Below are 22,707 nucleotides of genomic sequence, written 5' to 3'. Positions count from 1 at the left end.
CGCCAAGGGAGCTTGGGCGGTTCAAGCACTCGATTTGTAATCGAGAATACGTGGGTTCGAATCCCACCCTTGGCTTACCCGTATTCTATACGCGCAGTTCGAATCCATACTGCTCGTCTTCGAGAGCGGGGGCCGGCGCGAGGTGATTTCGTTCCGGCGACTCGGTTGACTGGATTGTTGCCGTTCGGTAGTGCTTTCCTGACTGTGCGCTACCGGTGACGTTCTCTCGGAAACCCCCGGACTGAACCGTTGTGGACCGTTCGAACGGCCGAAATCGTCGAAATCCGGCGCAACGGCTGACCCGCTTTATTCGCCGTCGGGCCGACGAACCGAATGCCCTCACAGGGCGTGATTGCATGAATCGACGCTACGCACTCGGCGCGCTCGCGGTCAGCCTGCTCCTCGTGGTCGCGGGCTGTGCCGGGCCGGGCGGCGGCGGAGACGCACAGAACGGCACGGACAGCGACCTCACGACGGGCGGCGAGCCGGTGACGACGAGCGACGACACGGGCGTCGGGGGCACAGACACGACGGGTGACGACACGACCGGCGACGACACAGAAACAACGGATAGCACCAACGACACGAACAGCACCGACACCACCAACGGCACGGACACCACGAACTGACGGCGGCGCCGAACCGCCGGCTCGCGGTCGGTCAGGGGACTGTCATCCACCCCGGTGACGTTTTTCTGCGGCGTTCAGAGTTGGTCGACGGCGAGCGTGGCGACGAGTACGGAGACGGTGCCCGCGGCCCAGACGGCCCAGAGCGCCGACGCCGGGACGCCGGGACGCAGCGCGGCCGCGGCGGCGACGAGCGCGCCGCCGGCGCCCGCGGCCGCGACGACGTACGCGGGCCAGAACCGGCCCGAGGACTCGTCGTCGTCGGCGGTCGGCCAGTCGTCGGCGACCGTGCGGCGGGTGTCCACGACGCCCTCTTCGGGGTCGAAGACGAGCAACTCGGCGTCGTGGAGCGCCGGCAGGTCGACCTCGTGGAGGTGTTGGTGGATGTCCTCCCAGTCGCTGTCGAGGCCGCGGTCGGCCTCCCACTCGGCGACGGCGTCCGCGAGTTCGTCGACGGTGACGGTGCGGCCGCGGTCGTGGACCATCGCGACGATGCGCTGGCGTCTGTCGCCGACGAGCGCGCCGACTTCCGCGGAGGGGTTCGTGGCGTCTGTCATCTCACTGGGACGCGTCGCGCGGGCGGCGTCGCGTCGGTGTGTACCGCGGGCGCCGCGACCATAAAGGTGGCCGCGTCACCGGCCGCCGACCGCGCTCCCGACGCCTGTGACCACGCTCGCGGCGAGGCCCGGATACTGGCGGGGGCGCGGTCGGCGGGCGCGTCGGAGGTACCGGGCACCGGTCCGGAAGCGGCCCTCGGCGAGGTAGCACTTCGCGAGGAAGTAGGCGTGCGCGCCGCGGACGTCGCGGCCGCCGGCTTCGAGGCGCTCGACGGTGTCGCTGAACGTCCGGAGGTAGTGCTCGTCGGCGTCCCGGAGTTCGTCGGCGGACGGGTTCCCGGACGCGTACCGGGAGACGAGCGGGTCGTCGACGTACGCCAGTCGCCCCTCGCGGAGCACGCGAACGAGGAACTCGGGGTCCTGGAAGCGGTCGAAGGACTCGTCGAAGCCGTCGACGCGCTCGGCGACCGGTCGTTCCACGAGTAGCGTCGACCCGGCGCTCGTGTGGAGGTCGTCGGCGAGCACGTCCGCGACGAGTTCCTCGCCGCCCTCGGCGCCCTCCGTCTCGCTGAGGCGCCCGAACTGGCGGCGGAGCCACCCGAGGACGGGGTTCTCTCCGTTCTCGCGCACCATCTCGACGCCGCAGTACGCGGCCACCCAGTCGTCGGAGCGCGATTCGAGTTCGCGCACCTGTCGTTCGAGTTTCTCCGGGTGCCACTCGTCGTCGGAGTCGAGGAACGCGACGTAGTCGCCGTCGCTCTCCCAGATGCCGGTGTTCCGGGCGGCGCTCCCGCCGCGGTTGGTGGCGTGTGCGAGGTACGTGACGCGGTCGTCGTCGTAGCGCTCGACGACGGCTCGGGTGTCGTCCGTCGAGGCGTCGTCGACGACGACGAGTTCGAGGTCGTCGTGGGTCTGCGCGAGCACGCTGTCGATGGTTCGCGGGAGCGAGTCCGCGCGGTTGTAGGTCGGAACGATGACGCTGACCGTGGGCATTTCGGGCGTCCGTAGGCACACCAGTCAGTTCACTATCTGCGGCGTAAATCTCGGGAGAGTGGCTTATACGGTTGTTAAGTCCCGCTTCAGGCGTCCGGGTAACTGTTCCCCGAGAGGTCGAGGTTCCGGACGCCGCGGTCGACGATGCCCTCGTACAGTTCGGAGTCCGTGACGGTGACGTCCGCGTAGCCGTCGTACAGTTTGAGCGCCTGGTAGCCGTCGTAGGACCGCGCGGTCACGCCGTCGAGAGCGGTGCCGTCCGCGACGTTCACGATGGGGTGATGCGTGGACCGGTAGGTGCCGCCGTCTATCGTGGTGTCGTCGCCGTGGAGTTCGAGGGCGCGCCGGTAGTGCGTGCCGGGCTGTTCGACGACCACGTCGTCGAGCAGGCAGCCCTGTCGCATGACGCGGATGGCGTTCCGGCCGTGGTCGCCGCTCGCGTCGCCGGTGACGGTGACGCGGCGGAGCGTGACGGGGGAGTCGCTGTCGTCGTTGTGGCCGTTGATTTGGACGGCGTTCCCGGCGCCGTCGAACTCGATGTCCGTGTCGAAGATGTCGACGACACCGGCGTCGGGAGACATCGTGATGGCGTGGCTCGGGCGGTCACCGACAGATATCGAGGTCTCTTGGATGCGCGCCGAGGTGGCGTCGTCCTGAACGCGGATGACGGGGCCGTTCGGGACCGGCGCGTCGATGGTGGTGTTGTACACCCAGAGGTGTTCGCCGCGGTCGAGGCGAATCCCCGTCTGGGTGTGTCCGTCGAGGAGGTCGTCGACGACGATGGTGGCGTCGAGGACGTAACTGTAGTCTCCCATCAGGCGGATGTTGGAGACGTTGGAGTTCCGGAACGTGCCGCCCTGCACGACGACGCGGCCGTTGGGGCTGGACGCGTAGAGGCCGTTGTCGGGGAACGACCCGAGTTCGCAGTCGCGGAACCAGAGTTTCCCCTCGTGGCTCGGCGGGACGAGGATGCCCGTGGGGCCGACGGAGATGTCGCCGACGGTGTCCTCGGTGAACGCGGCGCCGTCGGGGGCACGGAACCCCTCGACGGTGGCGATGCCGTCGGGGTCGGTGACCGAGAACATGGCGGGGCCGAAGGTGCCGGTGTCGTGTTCGCCGACCACGTCGATGTCGCGAACGGTCATGTCGTCGGCGACGTAGGCCTCGATGGCGCGGAGGCCGGTCGAGGCCGCCGTGAAGTCGAAGTCGAACCCCTCGACGAGGAGGTCCTCGCCGGGCGCGTAGACGACGCCGAGGCGGAAGAGGCGCGCGGCGCCGTCGAACTCGCCGGCGGTGACGACGTTGCCGTCGACGGCGTCGATGCTGCCGGGGACGATGGTCGCGCCGTCGCCGACCATCCCGAAGTTCGTGAAGCCGGTGAACCGGAACTGCTCGTCCATGCGGTACTCGCCGGCGGGGAAGACGAGGAGCGTGTCGTCGCCGGCCTCGGCTTCGAGGACGTCCGTGATGGATTCGCCGCCGGTGTCGTCGGCGCCGGCCTCGGTGACGTCCACGACCGTCTCGTAGTCGTCGGCGTAGCCGGCGTACCAGTCGTCGGCGGCGCGCGCGCGGTCGCCGAGCGCGGCGAGACCGGCGACACCGGCGGCCGCGCCGACGGCGGTGCCGAGGTAGTCGCGTCGGCTCAGTTCGCGTCCCGTCACCGAGTCAGCCGGTGACGTACCAGATTCATTGAATTTCTCGGAATTATTTTCTCGTTTCATTTATTTAATTCAGCCGGTATGTTGTGGCTTAGATACTGGATAATGGCCGTTACACCTAAATATTGTGGTCGCACGGCGGAATGTCCGCCGAACGAACCCTCGAGAAGTATCCATTTTCCTACTATCGCTCTGGCGGGCGCGAACCGCGGCTTACCAGACTCATAATGAAGGCTCCGCCGCCGTTGGATTCCCGTAGGACAGCCACGATGGACACGACACACCACCCACCGACGGCGACGCCCGACCGTCGCCGCGCCGACACCCACTGAGATGTACCACGGCAAGACCATCGGCGCCGTCGTCCCGGCGTACAACGAAGCCGACCACATCGGCGGCGTCATCGACACGCTCCCCGAGTTCGTGGACCGCGCGTACGTCGTCGACGACGGCTCCACCGACGACACGCTCCGCGTCATCCGCGACCACGCCGCCGCCGCGAACGAACACCTCACCGACGCGCCGGAGACCGCCACCGGCGTCACGCTCGACCCGCGGGTCGTCCCCGTCGCCCACGAGGAGAACCGCGGCGTCGGCGGCGCCATCAAGACCGGCTACCAGCGAGCGCTCGCCGACGGCGTCGACGTGACGCTCGTCATCGCGGGCGACGGACAGACCGAACCCGACATCGTCGAGCGCATCGTCGCACCCGTCGCCGCCGGCGACGCCGACTACGCGAAGGGCAACCGACTCGGTGACCGCGACCGGGACGCGATGCCCCGACACCGACAGTTCGGGAACTTCGTGCTCTCCTTTCTCACGAAGGTCGCCAGCGGCTACTGGGACGTGATGGACCCCCAGAACGGCTCGACGGCCATCTCGCGGGACGCCCTCAACGCCGTCGACATCGAGGAGATGTACGAGGACTACGGCTACTGCAACGACCTGCTCGTCCGCCTGAACGCCGTCGACGCCACCATCGCGGACGTGCCGCGGCGCGCCGTCTACGAGGACGAGACCAGCCACATCTCGCTCCGGTCCTACGTCCCGAAGGTGTCCTCGCTGCTCGCTCGGGACTTCGCGTGGCGACTCAAGGCCAAGTACTTCGACCACGGCTCGTACCCCGTCCCCCTGCTGTACGTCCTCGGCATCCTCGGCACCGGCGTCGGCGTCGCCGCCGCCACCGGCACGCTCCTGTTCGCCGTCCAGGGCGCGGTCGACGCGTTCGCCGTGCTCGCGGCGAGCGCGCTGTTCGTCGTGCTCGCGATGATACTCGACCGCACCGCGAACCGCGACCTCGCCGTCACCGCCGACGAGGCCCGCTGACTCAGTAGCGGCGCTCGAACTCGCAGAACTCCGCCGCGTTGTACCGCTTGTCGACGAACTGGTCGTCCATGAACTGCCGCGTGCGCCCCAGCTCTTCGTCCTCGTGGGCCGCCAGCCGCGTCTCGTAGTCGGCGTCCTCGGTCCCCCACAGCCCCGGGTGCGTGAGCACTTGTACCGTCTCCGGCACGCCGCCGGCGAGCGGGTGGTCCTCGCGCCAGCGCTGGTTCGAGTCCGCGCGGTACGCCACCGACTCGAAGAACCGCGGCTCGTACGCCGAGGTGAACGCGTCGAACTCCCTGGCCAGCACCCACTCCGGCGGCCGGTGGAACGACACCGCGGGTTCGAGGTCGGCGACCACGGTGTCGAGCGCGCGCTGCTCGTCTCGGACGCGCTCGGCGAGCACGCCCTCCGGCGGTTCGCGGTCCCAGTGCTGGTAGGTGCTGAAGTGGACGCCGACGCGGTGGCCGAGCGCCGCAATCTCCTCGACGATGCGCCGGTTCCGGCGGTGGAAGACGTTGTACAGCGGCGACGACAGCAGGAAGAAGTACGTCGCGGTGACGCCGCGGTCGGCCTCGATGCGCGCCGTCGTGAGCGCGTTCCGCGGCGACCAGTCCACGTCGTGGCGCAACACCACGTCGCCCGCTTCGAGGTCGTCGTCGTACGACCTGAACCGCCGTCCGCGCCGGCAGAGCGCGTCGAGGAAGTCGGCGTACCAGTCGAACGTGAACGCCACGTCGCCGGTCTCCCGGCGCGGGTCTTCGGTCGCGCCGCGAGTCATCGCTCGGCCCCGTCGACGCGCCGTGCCGGCGACCCGACGACGCGCGCCCCGCTCGGCACGTCGTCGAGTACGTCCGCGCCCATCCCGAGTTCGGCGTCGTCGCCGACTGTCACGTCCGTCGCCACCGCGACGTGCGGGTGGACGGTCGTGCGCGCGCCGACGGTCGAACCGCCGGCGACGCCCGCGCCGAACGCCACGGTCGCGTCAGCGCCGATGCGAGCGCCGTGGGCGACGTGGACGCGCGCGCTGAGTTTCGCGCCGCGCTCGACGACCGTCTCGCCGAACGGCGCGCGGTCGACGGTGCAGTTCGCGCCGAGTTCGGCGTCGTCGCCCACCCGCACCGTCCCGACGTGAGGCTGGCGCAGGAGTTCGTCGTCTCGCGTTCGCACGAACCCGAATCCGGGGCCGCCGAGCGCACACCCGGCGCCGACGACGACGCGGTCACCGAGGACGACGCCCGGGCCGACGTGCGCGTTCGGGCCGACCACGCAGTCGGCGCCGAGTTCGGCGTCGTCGCTGACGACCGCCGTCGGGTGGACGCCCGGCGTCGCGCCGTCGCCGACGTACTCGCGGAGGACGCGCACGAAGTCCCGTTTCGGGTCGGGAGAGCGGAGCGCGGCGCGACCCGCGGGAATCGACACGTCGGTCGGCACGACGACGACGCCCGCGCCGGAGTCCGCGATTGGCTCGGGGTCGTCGTAGGTGGAGAACGCGAGGTCGGTCGCGGTGGCTGCGTCGAGCGGTGCGACGCCGGAGACGGCGACGTTCGGGCCGACGCGGTCGGCGTCGAGGACGGCCGCGAGGTCGGCGGCCGTCGCGTCGAAGTCGGGGTCGGTCGCGTGCGCGACCACGCCGACCGGCGAGTCGATGGCGTCCGATGCTGGCATTACCGCGTTCACGACGCCCTACGCGCTTACTTATACGTCTGGTAAGCCGCGTCAGCGCCGTCGAGCGCGCCGTTCGGCGTCTCGGAGCAGCCCGGTTCCGGGCGCCCCGTCGTAGAGCCAGAGCGCGCCGACCGCCGCGAACACGGAGGCGTACGCGGCGAGCGCGGCGAGCGCAGTGGGGTCAGCGAGTTCGGTCGCGTACGCCGCGAAGTAGTGGAGCGCGCGCTCCGCGAACCCCCTCTCGGTGCCGTAGGCCGGGAGGTCGGCGACCGGCCACAGCACGCGGGAGAGCGCCGCCGGGTTGTCGTCGAGGAGCGCGCTCAGCACGTCGCCCGCGGGGTGGGAGGCGTACGCCGCGACGAACGCGAGCGCCGCGACGGAGCGCTTCCGGACGGCGTACGCGAGCACGACGAGCAGGAGGGGGCCGGCGACGAGCACCGAGTGCGCGGCGCCGTAGCCGGTCGCGTAGAGGTCCAACCCCCAGCCGAGTGGCTTGTCCACGAGGTCGGGGAGTTGGGTGGCGAGAAGCACGAGCAGGGCTTCGCGGTCGGACGGCGGCCGACCCGCGAAGACGCGCGTGAGCGCGGAGACGCAGACGTACCCGAACGCGAGGTGGCCCCACGGCCACACGCTACCGGCCTCCGTCCACCGTGATGCCGTAGTGGACGACGCGGTGCGCGGAGTCGGCCGAGGGCGTCGCGGGCGCGTCGCCCTCGTAGAGGAAGTAGACGAGTCGGAGGTCGTCGCCGGTCAGGTCGGGCGCGGGTTCGTGTTCGACGCTCGCCGTCTCGCCGGCCGCGACCGTCGCGTCGGCGCGCGCGAGTTCGCGCTGTTCGAGGACTTCGACGCCGCCGTCTCCGGTGTCGACGCGCTGGACCGTCGCGACGACGGTGTACGTCGCGTCCCCGCCGCCGTGGTTGCCGATGCGCGCGACGACCGGTTCGCCGTCGTCAGCCGGGAACTCTCGGGGGTAGTCGTCGGCCGTGAACGACCCGTCGCCGTCGGGCGTGGCGAGGTAGAACTCGGTCACGTCGTCGTCGGCGGGCGCGGCGGTCGCCGCGAACGCCGTGGTGCCGAGGAGCGCGAGCACGCCGACGGCGAGCGCGAGGTTCGCGACGCGCCCGCGCCCGCCGCTCTCCCGCCCGAGCGAGTCGCTCCGTGCGCCGAACGGGAGGCCGGCGTCGAACTCCGCGACGGTGAACCGCGCTCGCTCGTCGAGGTTCGCGCGCCGAGCGAGCGCGAGCAGCGAGAGGCCGGCGGTGGCGGCGGTGGTCGCGGAGAACACGAGCGCGGAGTCGATGCCGACGGTGTACGCGGCGACGAGCGCGAACGACGCGACGAGTACGAGACTCGCGGCGACGGCGAGCGCGACGCGGCCGGCGACGGTCGGCGGGAGCGAACGCGTCGAGGGCTTCGAGACGGCGGCCGGCGAGCCCGCGGGCTTGTCGGTCGGACCGGGCTCGCGGCGCTCCGGGTAGAGCGTCGAGACGAGCGCGTACCCCGGTCCGAGCAGGACGACGGGCGCGAGGAGGGCGGTGCGGACGAGCGGGGACTGGACGCCGAGTTCGAGGACGGCGACGTGCGCGAGTGCGGTCGCCGCGAGGACGGCGACGAGGTCGGCCGTCCACGCGGCGGCGTTGCGTACCATCACTCGCGGATGGGGCGTCGCGGGCAAAAGGCGCTGCGACCGTTGCACGCGTGAAACAGTCGTCTTCCGGACATAGCAGCCGTCTAAACGCTGCCCGGTCGCGGGCGACGGCGGGCTTACCCGGCCTATAGCAATGCCCCGGACGCGCCACGCGTCCACCAGCACACGCTCGGGCGTCCCGAGTACACACCACCATGCACGGAGTTCTCCGCACAGCGACCGACCGTCGTCCCGTCAGCCGAGTGACCGCCAGCCGCGACCCGGCACCCGACCGCGGGCCGGGGGGCGAGCGATGACCGACCCCGCTATCGCGTCCCCCGAAATCGGAGACGCCGAGCGGCGGCGCGTCCGCGAGGTGCTGGACTCCGGCCACCTCGCGGACGGCGAGGAGGTGCGCGCGTTCGAGGACGAGTTCGCGGACTTCTGTGGCGCCGAGCGCGGCGTCGCCACGTCGAACGGGACGACCGCGCTCCACGCCGCCTTCGAGGCTCTCGATATCGGCCCCGGCGACACGGTGGTGACGACGCCGTTCTCGTTCGTCGCGAGCGCGAACGCGATTCGGCACGCCGGCGCCGAACCCGTCTTCGCCGACGTCGACCCCGCGACGTACAACCTCGACCCGGCGAGCGTCGAACGCGTCCTCGACGACCGGGACGACGTGGCCGCGATTCTCGCCGTCCACCTCTACGGCCTGCCCGCGGACGTGGACGCGCTCGCGGCGCTCGCCGACGACTACGGCATCGCGCTCGTGGAGGACGCCGCGCAGGCCCACGGCGCGGAGTACCGCGGTGAGCGCGTCGGTTCCCTCGGCGACGCGGCGTGTTTCTCCTTCTACCCGACGAAGAACATGACGACTGGCGAGGGCGGGATGGTCACCACGGACCGCGCGGACGTCGAGGCGGGACTCCGGCGGTTCGTCAACCACGGCCGCGACAGCGCCGGCTACGAGCACGTCTCGGTCGGCCACAACTTCCGGATGACGAACCTGGCGGCCGCCATCGGCCGCGCGCAGTTGGAGCGTCTCCCCGGGTTCGTCGCCGCGCGCCGCGAGAACGCCGCCGCGCTCACCGAGGCGCTCGCCGACGCCCCCGTCGAGACGCCGGTCGAACCGCCGGAGCGACGCCACTCGTACCACCAGTACACGGTCGCCTGCAGGGACCGCGAGGCGGTGGTCTCGCGCCTCGAAGACGCGGGCGTCGGGTACGGCGTCTACTACCCGACGCCGATTCACGAACAGCCGGCGTACGCCGGCGTGGACGCCGACGCGCCGCGCGCGAGCGCCGCCGCCGACAGCGTGCTCTCGCTGCCCGTCCACCCCGCGCTCGACCCGGGTGACGTGGAGCGAATCGCCGACGCCGTCCGCGGGGAGGTGGTCGTCGATGCCTGAGGCGCCGCTGTCCGTGGGCGTCGTCGGCGTCGGGAGCATGGGCCAACACCACGCCCGCACCTACCGGGAGGTCGAGGACGCGGAATTGGTCGGCGTCGCGGACGCCGACGAGGCGCGGGCGACGGAGGTGGCCGCCGACCTCGGCACGGACGCGCACGCCGTCCCCGACCTGCTGGAGCAGGTAGACGCCGTCTCGGTGGCGGTTCCGACGCACGCCCACGACGCCGTGGCGTCCGCGTGCATCGACGCCGGCGTGGACGCGCTCGTGGAGAAGCCGTTCGTCGCGGACCCCGAGCGCGGCCGGGAACTCGCGGCCGCCGCGAGCGACGCCGGCGTCACGCTCCAGGTCGGGCACGTCGAGCGATTCAACCCCGTCGTCGACGCGGTGTTCGACGCGGTCGAGGGCCGCGAGTTGGTGTCCGTGCGCGCGGACCGCCTCGGGCCGCCCGCCGGCCGCGTCATCCCGGATTCGGTGGTGTTCGACCTGATGATTCACGACGTGGACGTGGTGCTGGAGTTGGCGGGCGAGCGCCCCGCGAACGTGGACGCGACGGCGACGGCGGACGGCGAGTACGCGGTCGCGACCCTGGAGTTCGACTCCGGGCTGGTCGCCACGCTGTCGGCGAGTCGCGTCAGCCACGACAGCGTCCGCGAACTCGCGGTGAACGCCGAGGGCTGTGGCGTGACCGCTGACTACGCGGCGCAGTCCGTCTCGGTCACGCGCGACGACGGCGGCGCGCCCGACGACGTGACGGAGGCCGACCCCCTGACGCGGGAACTCCGGTCGTTCGTGGACGCCGCCGCGACCGGCGCGTCGCCCGTGGTTTCGGCCGACGACGCGCTCCGCGCCATCGACGTGGTGCGCGAGATAGAGGCGGCGGCCGACCTCGCGGACGCCACACCGCCGTCAGAGGAAACGGCCGTAGACGGCGCTTAGAGACGATATAATCCGTTTCTTACCCGACCTATAGTGAACGGGTGGTGGCGTCAAGAGGTGTCCACGAGCGGGCCACCGGCCCGCGGGACACCATGAACGCACGCAAGACGCTGCTCGCACTCGTTGGCATCGCGCTGGTACTGACCGCCGTCCGGCTCGCGGGGTGGCGGTCGTGACGAGCCGCCTCGGCTCGAACACGCGGGTCGAAGCCGACGCCGTCGTCGGACGCGAACACGACCCCGACGCGCCGCCAGCGGAGGTCGGCGACGACGCCGTCGTTCGCTCCGGAACCGTCGTCTACGCCGACGTGACGGTCGGAGACGGCTTCGTCACGGGCCACAACGCGCTCGTCCGCGAGGGAACCACTGTCGGCGACGACGTGGTGGTCGGCACGAACGTCGTCGTGGACGGCCACACGACCGTCGGCGACCGCGTGAGCATGCAGACCGGCGTCTACGTCCCGACGAACACCACCATCGGAGACGACGTGTTCCTCGGCCCCAACGCGACGCTGACGAACGACCCCTACCCCCTCCGGTCGGACGCCGACCTCGAAGGCCCGACGCTCGAACGCGGCGTGTCGGTCGGCGCGAACGCGACGATTCTGCCGGGCGTGACGGTGGGCGAACGCTCGTTCGTCGCCGCCGGCGCGCTCGTCACCGAAGACGTGCCGCCGGAGACGCTGGCCGTCGGCGCGCCCGCCGCCCACGAACCGCTCCCCGACCACCTCGACGCGCCCAACACGCAATGAGCGCGACGACCGAACTCCCCGGCCTCTACGGCGCTGACGCGACGACTGCCGACCAGCGCGACGCGCTCACTGGCGGCGACGTCCCGGTCGCCGTGTACGGCCTCGGAAAGATGGGCCTCCCGCTCGCAGCGGCGTTCGCGGACGTCACCGGGAACGTCGTCGGCGCGGACGTCGACCCCGACGTGGTGGACGCGGTGAACGCCGGCGACGCGCACGTCGTCGGCGAACCCGGGCTCGACGAACTCGTGACCGAGGTCGTCGACCGGGACGCGCTCCGCGCCGTCGCGGACCCGACGGTGGCCGCCGACTGGGCGCGCGTCCACGTCGTCATCGTGCCGACGCTCGTCACCGATGAGTCCGACCCCGACCTCTCGGTCGTGCGGTCGGTCGCCCGCGACCTGGCGAGCGGCCTCGACGCCGGCGACACCGTGCTGTTCGAGTCGACGCTCCCGCCCCGCACCTGCGAGGACGACCTGCTCCCGCTGCTCGAAGCCGAGAGCGGCCTGTCTCGGACGGAGTTCGGGCTCGCGTTCTGCCCGGAGCGCACGCTCTCCGGGCGCGCGCTCGCCGACATCCGGGACGGCCACCCGAAGGTCGTCGGCGGCGTCGACGACGAGAGCACCCGGGTCGCGGAACTCGTCTACGGCGAACTCACCGACCAGCCGGTCGTCGCCGTCTCCGACGCGACCACCGCGGAGGCCGTGAAAGTGTACGAGGGCGTCTACCGCGACGTGAACATCGCGCTCGCGAACGAGCTCGCGCGCCACGCCGACGACCTCGCTATCGACGTGACGGAGGCCATCGAGGCCGCGAACACGCAGCCGTACTGCGAACTCCACGAGCCGGGCGCGGGCGTCGGCGGGCACTGCATCCCGTACTACCCGCACTTTCTCACGAACCGCGTCGAGGGCGACTCGCCGGTCGTCTCGACGGCGCGGGACGTGAACGACGCGATGCCGGCGTTCACCGCGAACCTCGCGCTCGACGGCCTCGCGTCGGTCGGCACGCGCCCCGAGGACGCCGACGTGCTCGTGCTCGGCCTGACGTACCGGCCGGGCGTCGAGGAGATTCGCGCGACGCCGGCGCTCGGCGTCGTGGAGACGCTCGCCGACGCCGGCGCGACGGTCACGGCGACCGACCCGCTCACGCCCGACGCGGCGCCGTTCGAGGACGCGGGCGCGACCGTCGAGTCCGTCGACGCGGTCGCCGACGAGTCCTTCGACGCGGTCGTCCTGGTCACACAACAGGACGACTTCGACGACCTCGACGTGGCCGCGCTCGGTCCCGACGACCGACCGGTCGTGGTCGCCGACGGACGGCAAGAACTCACGGAACTGCGCGACGACGACGCCGTCGTCTACCGGGGTGTCGGCCTCCATGAGTGACGCCGCCACCGCGGTCGCGGAGAGCGAGACCGAACGCGTCTGCGTCGTCGGCCTCGGCTACGTCGGCCTGCCGCTGGCGCTCGCGTTCGCCGAGGAGGGCGTCTCCGTCCTCGGGTTCGACGTCGACGAGTCGAAAGTCGACGCCCTGCGCGCGGGTCGCGACCCGACCGGGCACGCCAGCGACGACGAACTCGCGGGGACCGACGCCGCGTTCACCGCCGACCCCGCGGGCATCGCGACCGCCGACTACGTGGTCGTCGCGGTGCCGACGCCCGTGGACGACGGGAAGAACCCGAACCTCGACTACGTCGAGGCCGCGGGCGAGACGGTCGGCGAACACATGACACCGGGGACGACGGTCGTCCTCGAATCCACGGTCTACCCGGGCGCGACCGAGGAGGTGCTCGTGCCCGCGCTCGAAGAAGCCTCGGGGCTCTCGGTCGGCGAGGAGTTCCACGTCGGGTACGCGCCGGAGCGCGCCGCGCCGGGCGAGACCGGACGCGGCGTGCGCGACGTGACCCGGGTCGTGAGCGCTGACACCGACGCCGTTCGCGACGACCTCGCGGCGCTGTACGAGCGCGTCGTGGACGCCGGCACCTACCGCGCGCCGAACGTCAAGACCGCGGAGGCCGCGAAAGTCATCGAGAACGTCCAGCGCGACGTGAACATCGCGCTCGCGAACGAGCTCGCGGTGGTCTGTGACCACCTCGGCCTCCGCACGCAGGACGTCCTCGACGCCGCCGCGTCGAAGTGGAACTTCCACGACGAGTACCGGCCCGGCCTCGTCGGCGGGCACTGCATCCCCGTCGACCCCCTCTACCTCGTCCACCGGTCGGAACACGAGGGGTTCTCGCCGAAACTCGTCCTGCAGGCCCGCGAGGTCAACGAGTACATGCCGAAACACACCGCGGAGGTGACGCTGAAGGGCCTGAACCGCTGCGGGAAGGTGCTCCGGGAGAGCCGCGTGCTCGTGCTCGGCCTCGCGTACAAGGCGAACGTCGGGGACATCCGGACCTCGGAGGTTCACGGCGTCCTGAACGAACTCCGCGAGTACGGCGTCGACGTGGTCGGGTACGACCCGCACGTCGACCCCGACGAGGCCCGCGACGCGTTCGACGTGCCGCTCGCCGACGACCCGACGCTGGACGGCTACGACGCCGTGGTTCTCGCGACCGGACACGACGCCTTCGCGGAGTTCGAGCCGTCGGACTTCGCTCGGGAACTCGGCGAGGACGCCCTGCTCGTGGACGTGCCGGGGTTGTTCGAGCGCGGCGCGGTCGAATCGACGGGGGTGCAGTACGCCGAACTATGAGCGACGCACGCGCCCCCGCGACGCCGGACGCGCCGCGCCCCGACGACCCGCAGACGGTCGTGCTGTCCGTCCAGCACCCGGCTCACGTCCACTTCTTCAAGCACGCGTACCGCGAACTCGACGCCCGCGGCCACGACGTCCACGTGTTCGTGCGCGACAAGTCCGTGGTCTGTGACCTGCTCGACGCGGCTGACGTCCCCCACTCGGTGCTGTTGGACGCCGACGGCGGGAGCGTCTACGCGAACCAACTGCGCTACGAGTGGCGGCTGCTGCGCGCGACCCGGGGCCTCGACCCGGACGTGTTCGCGGGCGTCGGCGGCGTCTCCACCTCGCACGTCGCCAGCGTGCTTGGCGCGCGGAGCGTCGCGTTCACCGACACCGAGCACGCCACGCTCTCGAACGCGCTCGCGTTCCCGTTCGCGGACACCGTCTGCACGCCCGCGTGCTTCCGCGGCGACGCCGGCGACAGCCACCGGCGGTACGACGGCTACCACGAACTCGCGTACCTCCACCCGGACCGCTTCGACCCCGACCCCGCCGTCCTCGACGAGGTGGGCGTCGACGCCGACGAGCAGTTCGTCGTCCTGCGGTCGGTCGCGTGGTCGGCCGCCCACGACGCCGGGAACGCCGGCTTCCTCGACGTCCGGGACGCCGTCGAGCGCCTCGAAGCCACGGGCGCGACGGTGCTCGTCACCGCGGAGGCCGACCTCCCGGACGCCGTCGCGGACCGCCGCGTCAGCGTCCCGCCCGAGCGGATGCACGACCTGCTCGCGTTCGCCGACTGCTTCGTCGGCGAGGGCGCGACGATGGCCGCCGAGAGCGCGGTGCTCGGCACGCCCGCCGTCTACGTGAACACGCTGGAGACCGGCCTCACGGACGAACTCGCGGAGCGGTACGGCCTCCTGTTCCGGTGTCACGGCTCCGACCGGCAGGTCCGCGCGCTCGCCCGCGCCACCGCCGTCCTCGACGGCGCGATGGACCGCGACTGGGACGCGCGCCGCGCCGACCTGCTCGCCGAGCGCACCGACACGACCGGCGTCGTCGTCGACCAGATTCTCGGAGGCGACGGATGAAGGTCCTCCAGTTGGCCACCACGGACTCGCCGTTCTTCGCCGAACAGGTGCGCGCGCTCGAAGCCGCGGGCGTCGACTGCACCGTCGTCACCGTTCCCTCGCCCCCGGACGGCCGGACGCTCGCGTCGTTCGCGACGTTCTACCGGCGCGTCCTCCGCGAGACGCTCACCGGGGACTACGACGTCGTCCACGCGAACTACGGCCTGCTCGGGCCGCTCGCGTTCGCCCAGCCGGTTCGTCCGGTCGTGCTCACCATCTGGGGGTCGGAAGTGATGGGGTACTCGGCGCGCCTCGACGCGGTGACGCGGGCCGGCATCGCGGCCGCCGACGCCGTCGTCGCTCCCTCGCGGAGCGTCGTCGAGCGCGTCGAGAGCGACACCGACCTCGTGCCGTTCGGCGTCGACACCGAGCGCTTCCGGCCGATGGCCCGAGACGAGGCGCGCGCCGAACTCGGCTGGGACGCCGACGAGCGCGTCGTGTTGTTCCCGTACGACCCCGACCGGGCCGTCAAGGACTTCCCGCGCGCCGAGCGCGTCGTCGCCGAGACGGACGCGACGCTCCGCTGGATTTCCGGCGTCCCCCACGACCGCGTCCCGGTCTACATGAACGCGAGCGACGCCGTGCTCGTCACCTCGGAGCGCGAGAGCGGGCCGATGGTCGTCAAGGAGGCGGCCGCCTGCAACGTCCCGGTCGTCTCGACGGACGTCGGGTTCGCGGGCGACGTCCTAGACGGCGTCGCGCACTCGACGGTCGCCGCCACCGACCGCCGACTCGTCGACGGCCTCCAGCGCGCGCTCGCCGCCGGCGAACGTGCCGACGGCCGCGAGCAAATCGACGCGCTCGGCCTCGAACGGATGGCCGACGGCCTGCGCGCCGTCTACCAGCGCGAACTCGGACACCGAGGGGTCGAAGCGTGACGCGCGCCGAACGCCGCGGAGGAGACGCGTGACCGTCCGCAGTCGCGTCGCGAACGCGCGCTTCGACGTGGTCGCGGCGGCGCTCGCGTTGCTCCTCGCCGTCGCGCTCGCGCCGCTCCGCCTGCTCTCCGACCAGATATACATCGTCACGCTCCCGGTCGTGCTCGGCGTGGCGGCTGCGCTCTACCTCGCGAGCGTGCGCTGGCGGAACGACGCCGGGTCCTTCCCGCGGCTCCCGACCGCGGTGACCCGGCTCGCGCCCGGCGCGACGTTCGCCGGGCTCGCCGCGATGGTGGCGCTCGCGGTGCTCGCCGGCCACCGGACGCTGGCGTTCTACGCGCTCGGCGCCGTCGTCGGCACCGGCCTCCTCGCGCAGTCCGTGTTCGCCGCGGACCGCGACCTGAAACCCGGCCTCGTGCTCGCGCAAATCGTCGCGTACGCCGCCGTCCTCCGGTACGCCGCGCTCGTCACCGCGCCCGGCGTCATCGGCGTCGACGGCTGGTCGCACCTGCGGTACGCGCGCATGATTCACGACGCCGGGTCGCTCGCGCCCATCGCCGAGAGCAAGTACTACGCGTCGCCGCTGTTCCACCTGCTCGCGGTCACCGCCACCGACCTGTTCGGCGTGAGCGTCCGGGACGGCATCTACCTCACCGTCGGCGCCGCGATGCCGCTGTCGGTCTGTTTCCTGTACGCCACCGGCCGCCTGCTCGTGCCCGTTCGCTGGGCGCTCGCCGCCGCCGCGCTGTACGCGGTCGCCGACCACAGCATCCGCTGGGGAATCCACGTCATCCCGACGAGCCTCGGGCTGCTGTTCTTCCTCGCCATCGCGTACACGCTCACCCGCCTGCTCCACACCGACCACGGCTTCCGGGACGTGCTGTTGCTCGTCGTGTTCGTGTTCGGCGTCGTGCTCACCCACCAGATTTCGTCGTTCATCGTGCTGGTGGTGCTCGGCGTCGGCCTGCTCGCCCAACTCCTCTTGCGCTTCGACGTGTTCCGGAACGACGCCGACCGCGACCCGCTGTCGTTCGGCGGCACCGAACCCGTGAACCTCGCGGGCCTGCTCGCGTTCGACCTCGGGCTCTCCACGTTCGCGTGGTCGATGACGCCGTACAAGGGCGACACCTTCCTCGAAACCGTCCTCAACTACCTGCGGTCGACGCTCGTCGAGTCCGCGGGCTTCCTGAACCTCGCGGGGCCGTCCGGGGAGTCGGCCGCGGCGGGGGGCGGGAGCGCCGCCGCGAGCGCGGGGTCGCCACGGCTCGCGGAACTCGCACTCTACCTCGATACGGTCGGGTTCCTGTTGTTGCTGTTCGCGGCGACGCTCGGGTCGCTCGTCGCCCTCCACCGGAAGTGGGCGACCCAGACGACGTACACCTACGTCGGCGTGGTCGCGGTGATGCTCGTGTTCGTGCTCGGCCTGCCGCTGTTCGGCATCCGGAACTTCGTGCCGGGACGCTGGATAGCCTACCTGTACGCGCCGCTCGCGCTGCTCGGCGTCGTCGGCCTCGGGCACGTCGCCCGAAACGTCCGGCCTGGCGTCGCGGCCGTCGTGCTCGTGGTGTTCGCCGTCGCGACGCCCGCTGCGATGGTGGCGTCGAGCGAAGCCACGCTGGACAACCCCGTGATTTCGAGCGAGCGAGTGCGGTACGCGTACACGGACGCCGAACTCGCGGCCGTCGACACGCTCGGAGACGTGGAGCCGACGGGCACCGAGTTCCACGCCGACCACCCCTACCAGACGGTGTTCGACCGGACGGACGCCCACTCGGTGACGCCCATCACGGTGGCGAACGGCTCCGTCACCGGCTCCGGGACGTTCGTCTACCGGGAGTACGCCGCGACGGACGGCGCGTACGTCGCGTTCGAGGCGGGCGGCGCGGACGTCCGGTATCTCTCGGAGCGCGCGGTCTGTCCGCCGACGGCCGACACCGTCTACGCGAACGGCGAGGTGACGGCGTGTCGGCGGCCCGGGTAGTGGTGACTTACCACGATTGACTTAAAGCGAAACGGTCTGCAACGGTCTCCCGGCCGGTCCGCCGGGGCTTAGCGGTCGACAAATCCACTCGAAACGATATGCAACGGTTACAACGGCTCACGACGGGTTTCCGGGTTTAATACGTGTCCCTGGAAATGCCGGCTCACGATGCTCACAGACGACCAGCCACAGACCGCGCCGACGGCTCCCGTGGAGTCCGGAGAAGAGACGGACGGCGCCTTGGACGCGGACGACGTGTTCCACCTGCTCCAGAACCAACGCCGCCGGTACGCGCTCCGTTACCTCCAGTTGGCGGATTCGGACACGGTGAAGATGCGCGACCTCGCCGAACAGGTCGCCGCGTGGGAACACGACACGACGGTCGAATTGCTGTCCTCGAAGCAGCGCCAGCGCGTGTACATCCCGCTGTACCAGAACCACCTGCCGAAGCTCGCCGACGAGGGCATCATCGACTACCAGCAGAGCCGCGGCGTCGTCACGCGACTCGACGGCGCGGACCAACTCGACGACTACCTGCCGGACGCGGTGGGCGAGGAGTTCGAGGAGGCGGAGACGGCGTGGCCGCGGTACTACCTCGGGACGGCGGGCCTCGGGTCGGTGCTGCTGGCCGGCTCGCTGACGAACGCGTCGGTGTTGGCGGCCGTGCCGGGTGCGGTGGCGGGCGGCGTCGTCCTGGCAGCCGTCGCACTTGTCGCGCTCCTCCAGGCGGCCGCAGACGGCGAGAGCGACTGAGGACCAGCAGTTCGGCCGGTTCCGCGAGGCGGCGCTCTGGCAGTCGTCCGACCTGTCCGAGGCAATTCATTTCTACTCGTAATTTACTGAAGCAAAAGGCCTATAGCGATAGCATGAGAGAAAACTACGAAGCGCACAAGGATGTCCTCGTGCGCACGCACGACGCAAAATGACCGCTAGAATCGTCGCCGTACTCCTCGTGTGTTCGCTGTGCGCGCCAGCGGCGTTCGCCGCGCCGGTCGTCGCCAGTTCCGGCGCCACCGGCGCGTCGGCCGACACCACCCTCGCCGCCCAGAACGCGAGCGTGAGCAACGTCACGCTCTCCGGCGCGGGGGTCTACGAGAACCCACACGACGACGGCACGTACGTCTGGCGAGGCGAAGCGACGGACGTCACCGCGACCGTCCAGACCGAGAACACGTCGACGCAGAACTACGAGGTCTGCGTCGACCTGCCGTCGGCGGCCGAGGGCGAACGCGAACTCGTCTGCACGAACCCGCGAATCGCCGGGAACACGACGCAGGACGTCACTCTCACGGTGTCATCGTGGCCGAACACGCCGACCAACGAGTCGGCGGCCGAACAGCCACTCGTCGTCCGCTTCGCGAAGAGCTTCAACGGCGGCGACATCGGCACCGCGTCGACGACCATCCACGTCGTCACGAAGGAGGGGAACCTCGACGGGGACGACCTGTCGAACGCCCGCGAAGCCGAACTCGGCACCGACATCACCCGGAAGGACACGGACGGTGACGGGCTCTGGGACGACGAAGAGGTGCGGAGTTACGACACCGACCCGCTGTCGAAGGACAGTGACGGCGACGGCCTCCCCGACGCACAGGAGGTCACGCGGAACACCGACCCGAACGACCCGGACACCGACGGCGACGGTCTCACGGACGGCGCCGAGGTCAACGACCACGACACGAACCCCAACGCGGCCGACAGCGACGACGACGGACTGCTGGACGGCGAGGAGGTCAACGAGTACGCCACCAGCCCGACCAATCCCGACAGCGACGACGACGGCCTCTGGGACGGCGCCGAAGTCGAGACGTACGAGACCGACCCTTCGAGCCCGGACACCGACGGCGACGGCCTGAACGACGGCCGAGAGGTCGAACTCGGCACGAACCCGCTGCGCGCGAACGCCGACGCCGACGGCGACCTGCTCAGCGACGGCACGGAAGTGGCCATCGGCAGCGACCCGAACGACCCGCTGTCGCCGGCGCTCCCGGCGCTCTTCCTCGTCGTCGCGGGTGCCGCGGGCACCTGGATGTACGTCACCGGCGCGCAGGTGTCTCTGGAGACGCGCACGTACTTCGACCGCGACGTGGCCGTGCCAGCGGTCACCGTTCCCGAGGGGACCGACGGCGATGACGCGACGACGGAGCCACGGGACGCGATGGCGTCTGCCGCGCCGGCGGGCGCGTCCACCGACGGCTTCGACGCGCAGAGCCCGGAGGCGTTCCTCACCGACGAGGACCGAATCCGGCGCCTGCTCGACGACGCGGGCGGCTACCTCCGCCAGCAGGCCATCGTCAACGAGACCGGGTGGTCGAAGTCGAAGGTGAGTCGGTTGCTCTCCAAGATGGAGGGCGACGAACAGGTGACGAAGATCAACGTCGGCCGGGAGAACATCATCTCGCTGCCCGGCGAGGAGCCGCCGGGCACGAAGTCGCCCCTCGAAGACGACTGAACGCGGCGCCGGCCGACACACCCGACTGTTGCAGGCGTGAAACAGCGAGCAACGCCGGAAGCCGGCGGCTTACTCGACGTATAGCAATGGGGGAACGGCGTCATCGACTGGTATCCGCGGCACTCCGCCGCGACACAACTATGACGTGTTCCAGTCCACCAATCGCTGCACGCATCGCTCGCTCTCACCGACTCGTCGACTCGGGGGTGTGTCGCTGATGTGTGGCATCATCGGCCGCGTCGGGTACGGCGACGCCGTGGACGCGCTCGTGACGGGGTTGGAGAACCTGGAGTACCGGGGCTACGACTCCGCGGGCGTCGCCGTCCAGAACGGCACCGGCCTCGCGGTGCGCAAGCAGTCCGGCGACGTCTCCGACCTCGAAGCGACGCTCCGCCACGACCAGCCGACCGGGAACGTCGGCGTCGGCCACACGCGCTGGAGCACTCACGGCCCGCCGACGGACCAGAACGCTCACCCGCACACGAGCGAGACCGACGAGGTCGCGGTCGTCCACAACGGCGTCATCGAGAACCACGCGGAACTCCGGGACCGCCTCGAAGCGACGGGGTGTGAGTTCACGAGCGACACCGACACCGAGGTCGTCCCCCATCTCCTCGAACAGCACCTCGACGGGCGCGACGCCGACTCGGTGAGCGAGGTGGCCGACGCGTTCCGCGCGACGCTCCGCGACCTCGAAGGCAGTTTCGCGCTCGCAGTCCTCGTCGACGGCGTCGACGCCGTGTTCGCGGCCCGCGAGGGGTCGCCGCTCGTCCTCGGCGTCGGCGAGGACGCCTACTTCCTCGGGAGCGACGTGCCCGCGTTCCTCGACTGGACCGACCGCGTGATGTACCTCGAAGACGGCGACGTGGCGGTCGTCGCGCCGGACGGCCTCGAACTCACCGACCAGCGAGGCGAGCCCGTCGAGCGCGACGTGGAGCGCGTCGAGTGGTCCTCGGAGGACGCCGGGAAGGGCGGCTACGATCACTACATGCTCAAGGAGATTCACTCTCAGCCGGACGCGCTGACCGACACGCTCAGCGGTCGCGTGAACCCCGGCGACGGCGGCGTGGCCTTCGAGTCGCTCCCGGACGGCGCGTTCGCGGACGTCGAGCAGGTGCGACTCGTCGCCTGCGGGACGTCGTACCACGCCTCGCTCGCCGGCGCTCGGTTGCTCCGACAGGCCGGTATTCCCGCGCACGCCGAACTCGCGAGCGAGTTCTCGCTCCCCGAGTCGGCCGACGACACGCTCGCCGTCGCGGTGACTCAGAGCGGCGAGACCGCGGACACGCTCGGCGCCGTCCGGGCGGCCGCCGATGCCGGCGCGCAGACGCTCGCGGTGACGAACGTCGTGGGTTCGACGGCGGCCCGGGAGTGCGACGACGCCTTGTTCATCCGCGCCGGCCCCGAAATCGGCGTCGCCGCCACCAAGACGTTCACCTCGCAGGTCGCCACGCTCAGCCTGCTCTCGCGGCGCATCGCGGCCGACGTCGGCGCCGACGCGCCCGGCGACGCGGGCATTCTCGACGGCCTCGACGCGCTCCCCGGGGACGTCCGGGACGTGACGACCGGCGACGCCGCGCGCGCAATCGCGAACCGCTACCGCGGCAGCGACGCGTACTTCTTCATCGGGCGCGGCGCCGCCCACTCGGTCGCCCTGGAGGGCGCGCTGAAGTTCAAGGAGATAACGTACGAGCACGCCGAGGGGTTCGCCGCCGGCGAACTCAAACACGGCCCGCTCGCGCTCGTCACGCCCGACACGCCCGTCTTCGCCATCTTCACCGGTGACGGCGACGAGCAGACGCTCACGAACGTCGAGGAAGTCCAGTCGCGGGGCGCGCCCGTCGTCGCCGTCGCGCCCGACGGCCACCCCGCGGTGGACGTGGCCGACGACCACCTCCCGATTCCCGACACCGTCCCGACGTGCGCGAGCCTCCTCGCCGCGGTGCAACTCCAGTTGCTCTCCTACCACGCCGCGGAACTGCTCGACCGCGCCATCGACAAGCCCCGCAACCTCGCGAAGAGCGTGACCGTCCAGTAGC

At 71.1% G+C, this 22,707-nt stretch carries 20 protein-coding genes and 1 tRNA gene; 14 read left to right on the top strand and 7 right to left on the bottom strand.

The features are described from left to right. The first annotated feature begins 1 nt into the window (after window position 1). A tRNA-Thr gene (locus LT972_RS05310) sits at window positions 2-75 on the top strand. 281 nt (window positions 76-356) lie between these two features. After that, complete coding sequence (locus tag LT972_RS05305; protein ID WP_232572157.1) at window positions 357-629, top strand: hypothetical protein; 273 nt, start codon at window positions 357-359, stop codon at window positions 627-629. Between the two features lie 74 nt (window positions 630-703). Here LT972_RS05305 and LT972_RS05300 read toward each other — a convergent pair whose 3' ends face one another. The 3 genes from LT972_RS05300 to LT972_RS05290 all read right to left on the bottom strand — a co-directional run bounded on the left by LT972_RS05300 (window position 704) and on the right by LT972_RS05290 (window position 3,837). After that, the gene (locus LT972_RS05300; RefSeq protein ID WP_232572156.1) at window positions 704-1,183 is read right to left on the bottom strand and encodes a DUF7344 domain-containing protein; all 480 of its coding nucleotides are present in this window, start codon (window positions 1,181-1,183) and stop codon (window positions 704-706) included. 75 nt (window positions 1,184-1,258) lie between these two features. After that, window positions 1,259-2,176: a glycosyltransferase family 2 protein gene (locus LT972_RS05295; RefSeq protein ID WP_232572155.1), complete on the bottom strand. Its 918-nt coding sequence runs from the start codon at window positions 2,174-2,176 to the stop codon at window positions 1,259-1,261. An 86-nt stretch (window positions 2,177-2,262) separates the two neighbouring features. Next, window positions 2,263-3,837, bottom strand: a complete 1,575-nt coding sequence (locus LT972_RS05290) for a hypothetical protein (RefSeq protein ID WP_232572154.1) — start codon at window positions 3,835-3,837, stop codon at window positions 2,263-2,265. Window positions 3,838-4,167: 330 nt separating this feature from the next. On the opposite strand from LT972_RS05290, the gene LT972_RS05285 reads away from it, so the two are divergent. Continuing rightward, window positions 4,168-5,160 (top strand): glycosyltransferase family 2 protein, encoded by a 993-nt coding sequence (locus tag LT972_RS05285; RefSeq protein ID WP_232572153.1) that lies wholly within the window; start codon window positions 4,168-4,170, stop codon window positions 5,158-5,160. Window position 5,161: 1 nt separating this feature from the next. Here the strand turns inward: LT972_RS05285 and LT972_RS05280 are convergent, their stop codons facing one another. Genes LT972_RS05280 through LT972_RS05260 form a run of 4 tightly spaced genes read right to left on the bottom strand, consistent with a single transcriptional unit; the run spans window position 5,162 to window position 8,473 of the window. After that, window positions 5,162-5,938, bottom strand: coding sequence for a polysaccharide deacetylase family protein (locus LT972_RS05280; RefSeq protein ID WP_232572152.1), 777 nt, complete (start codon window positions 5,936-5,938; stop codon window positions 5,162-5,164). Next, entirely contained in the window at window positions 5,935-6,825 is an 891-nt protein-coding gene (locus LT972_RS05270) for an LpxD N-terminal domain-containing protein (RefSeq protein WP_269780546.1), read from the bottom strand. Before LT972_RS05270 ends, LT972_RS05280 begins: the two co-directional genes overlap by 4 nt. Before the next feature lie 51 nt (window positions 6,826-6,876). Beyond that, complete coding sequence (locus LT972_RS05265; protein WP_232572151.1) at window positions 6,877-7,455, bottom strand: metal-dependent hydrolase; 579 nt, start codon at window positions 7,453-7,455, stop codon at window positions 6,877-6,879. A 1-nt stretch (window position 7,456) separates the two neighbouring features. Beyond that, a complete protein-coding gene (locus tag LT972_RS05260; protein WP_232572150.1) occupies window positions 7,457-8,473 on the bottom strand; it encodes a DUF1616 domain-containing protein in 1,017 nt (338 codons plus the stop codon). A gap of 292 nt (window positions 8,474-8,765) precedes the next feature. On the opposite strand from LT972_RS05260, the gene LT972_RS05255 reads away from it, so the two are divergent. From LT972_RS05255 to glmS, 11 genes are all read left to right on the top strand, one after another. Further along, complete coding sequence (locus tag LT972_RS05255) at window positions 8,766-9,860, top strand: DegT/DnrJ/EryC1/StrS family aminotransferase (RefSeq protein ID WP_232572149.1); 1,095 nt, start codon at window positions 8,766-8,768, stop codon at window positions 9,858-9,860. Next, on the top strand, window positions 9,853-10,797 hold the full coding sequence (locus LT972_RS05250) for a Gfo/Idh/MocA family protein (RefSeq protein WP_232572148.1): 945 nt from the start codon (window positions 9,853-9,855) through the stop codon (window positions 10,795-10,797). The genes LT972_RS05255 and LT972_RS05250 overlap by 8 nt, the downstream gene beginning before the upstream one ends. 172 nt (window positions 10,798-10,969) lie before the next feature. Beyond that, entirely contained in the window at window positions 10,970-11,548 is a 579-nt protein-coding gene (locus LT972_RS05245) for an N-acetyltransferase (protein WP_390226273.1), read from the top strand. Continuing rightward, complete coding sequence (locus tag LT972_RS05240) at window positions 11,545-12,933, top strand: nucleotide sugar dehydrogenase (RefSeq protein WP_232572146.1); 1,389 nt, start codon at window positions 11,545-11,547, stop codon at window positions 12,931-12,933. The genes LT972_RS05245 and LT972_RS05240 overlap by 4 nt, the downstream gene beginning before the upstream one ends. After that, on the top strand, window positions 12,926-14,245 hold the full coding sequence (locus LT972_RS05235) for a nucleotide sugar dehydrogenase (protein ID WP_232572145.1): 1,320 nt from the start codon (window positions 12,926-12,928) through the stop codon (window positions 14,243-14,245). Before LT972_RS05240 ends, LT972_RS05235 begins: the two co-directional genes overlap by 8 nt. Further along, window positions 14,242-15,318, top strand: coding sequence for a DUF354 domain-containing protein (locus LT972_RS05230; RefSeq protein ID WP_232572144.1), 1,077 nt, complete (start codon window positions 14,242-14,244; stop codon window positions 15,316-15,318). Before LT972_RS05235 ends, LT972_RS05230 begins: the two co-directional genes overlap by 4 nt. Further along, entirely contained in the window at window positions 15,315-16,235 is a 921-nt protein-coding gene (locus tag LT972_RS05225) for a glycosyltransferase family 4 protein (protein WP_232572143.1), read from the top strand. Before LT972_RS05230 ends, LT972_RS05225 begins: the two co-directional genes overlap by 4 nt. A 28-nt stretch (window positions 16,236-16,263) precedes the next feature. After that, window positions 16,264-18,216, top strand: a complete 1,953-nt coding sequence (locus LT972_RS05220; RefSeq protein WP_232572142.1) for a hypothetical protein — start codon at window positions 16,264-16,266, stop codon at window positions 18,214-18,216. A gap of 168 nt (window positions 18,217-18,384) precedes the next feature. Further along, the gene (locus tag LT972_RS05215) at window positions 18,385-18,969 is read left to right on the top strand and encodes a DUF7344 domain-containing protein (RefSeq protein ID WP_232572141.1); all 585 of its coding nucleotides are present in this window, start codon (window positions 18,385-18,387) and stop codon (window positions 18,967-18,969) included. Between the two features lie 169 nt (window positions 18,970-19,138). Continuing rightward, window positions 19,139-20,668: a helix-turn-helix transcriptional regulator gene (locus LT972_RS05210; RefSeq protein ID WP_232572140.1), complete on the top strand. Its 1,530-nt coding sequence runs from the start codon at window positions 19,139-19,141 to the stop codon at window positions 20,666-20,668. A gap of 217 nt (window positions 20,669-20,885) precedes the next feature. Continuing rightward, window positions 20,886-22,706, top strand: coding sequence for a glutamine--fructose-6-phosphate transaminase (isomerizing) (glmS, locus tag LT972_RS05205; RefSeq protein ID WP_232572139.1), 1,821 nt, complete (start codon window positions 20,886-20,888; stop codon window positions 22,704-22,706). Window position 22,707 lies beyond the last annotated feature (1 nt).

This window comes from Halobacterium litoreum (genome assembly GCF_021233415.1).
GTDB lineage: Archaea > Halobacteriota > Halobacteria > Halobacteriales > Halobacteriaceae > Halobacterium > Halobacterium litoreum.
Note: the sequence above shows the minus strand (reverse complement) of the source record. Positions and strands in the feature narration are given on the sequence as shown.

What these genes read in the sequence shown, in the direction of transcription:
- LT972_RS05305 (WP_232572157.1), top strand. Translation starts at nt 357, where the DNA reads ATGAATCGACGCTACGCACTCGGCGCGCTCGCGGTCAGCCTGCTCCTC.
- LT972_RS05300 (WP_232572156.1), bottom strand. Translation starts at nt 1,183, where the DNA reads ATGACAGACGCCACGAACCCCTCCGCGGAAGTCGGCGCGCTCGTCGGC.
- LT972_RS05295 (WP_232572155.1), bottom strand. Translation starts at nt 2,176, where the DNA reads ATGCCCACGGTCAGCGTCATCGTTCCGACCTACAACCGCGCGGACTCG.
- LT972_RS05285 (WP_232572153.1), top strand. Translation starts at nt 4,168, where the DNA reads ATGTACCACGGCAAGACCATCGGCGCCGTCGTCCCGGCGTACAACGAA.
- LT972_RS05280 (WP_232572152.1), bottom strand. Translation starts at nt 5,938, where the DNA reads ATGACTCGCGGCGCGACCGAAGACCCGCGCCGGGAGACCGGCGACGTG.
- LT972_RS05270 (WP_269780546.1), bottom strand. Translation starts at nt 6,825, where the DNA reads ATGCCAGCATCGGACGCCATCGACTCGCCGGTCGGCGTGGTCGCGCAC.
- LT972_RS05260 (WP_232572150.1), bottom strand. Translation starts at nt 8,473, where the DNA reads ATGGTACGCAACGCCGCCGCGTGGACGGCCGACCTCGTCGCCGTCCTC.
- LT972_RS05255 (WP_232572149.1), top strand. Translation starts at nt 8,766, where the DNA reads ATGACCGACCCCGCTATCGCGTCCCCCGAAATCGGAGACGCCGAGCGG.
- LT972_RS05250 (WP_232572148.1), top strand. Translation starts at nt 9,853, where the DNA reads ATGCCTGAGGCGCCGCTGTCCGTGGGCGTCGTCGGCGTCGGGAGCATG.
- LT972_RS05240 (WP_232572146.1), top strand. Translation starts at nt 11,545, where the DNA reads ATGAGCGCGACGACCGAACTCCCCGGCCTCTACGGCGCTGACGCGACG.
- LT972_RS05235 (WP_232572145.1), top strand. Translation starts at nt 12,926, where the DNA reads ATGAGTGACGCCGCCACCGCGGTCGCGGAGAGCGAGACCGAACGCGTC.
- LT972_RS05230 (WP_232572144.1), top strand. Translation starts at nt 14,242, where the DNA reads ATGAGCGACGCACGCGCCCCCGCGACGCCGGACGCGCCGCGCCCCGAC.
- LT972_RS05225 (WP_232572143.1), top strand. Translation starts at nt 15,315, where the DNA reads ATGAAGGTCCTCCAGTTGGCCACCACGGACTCGCCGTTCTTCGCCGAA.
- LT972_RS05215 (WP_232572141.1), top strand. Translation starts at nt 18,385, where the DNA reads ATGCTCACAGACGACCAGCCACAGACCGCGCCGACGGCTCCCGTGGAG.
- LT972_RS05210 (WP_232572140.1), top strand. Translation starts at nt 19,139, where the DNA reads ATGACCGCTAGAATCGTCGCCGTACTCCTCGTGTGTTCGCTGTGCGCG.
- glmS (WP_232572139.1), top strand. Translation starts at nt 20,886, where the DNA reads ATGTGTGGCATCATCGGCCGCGTCGGGTACGGCGACGCCGTGGACGCG.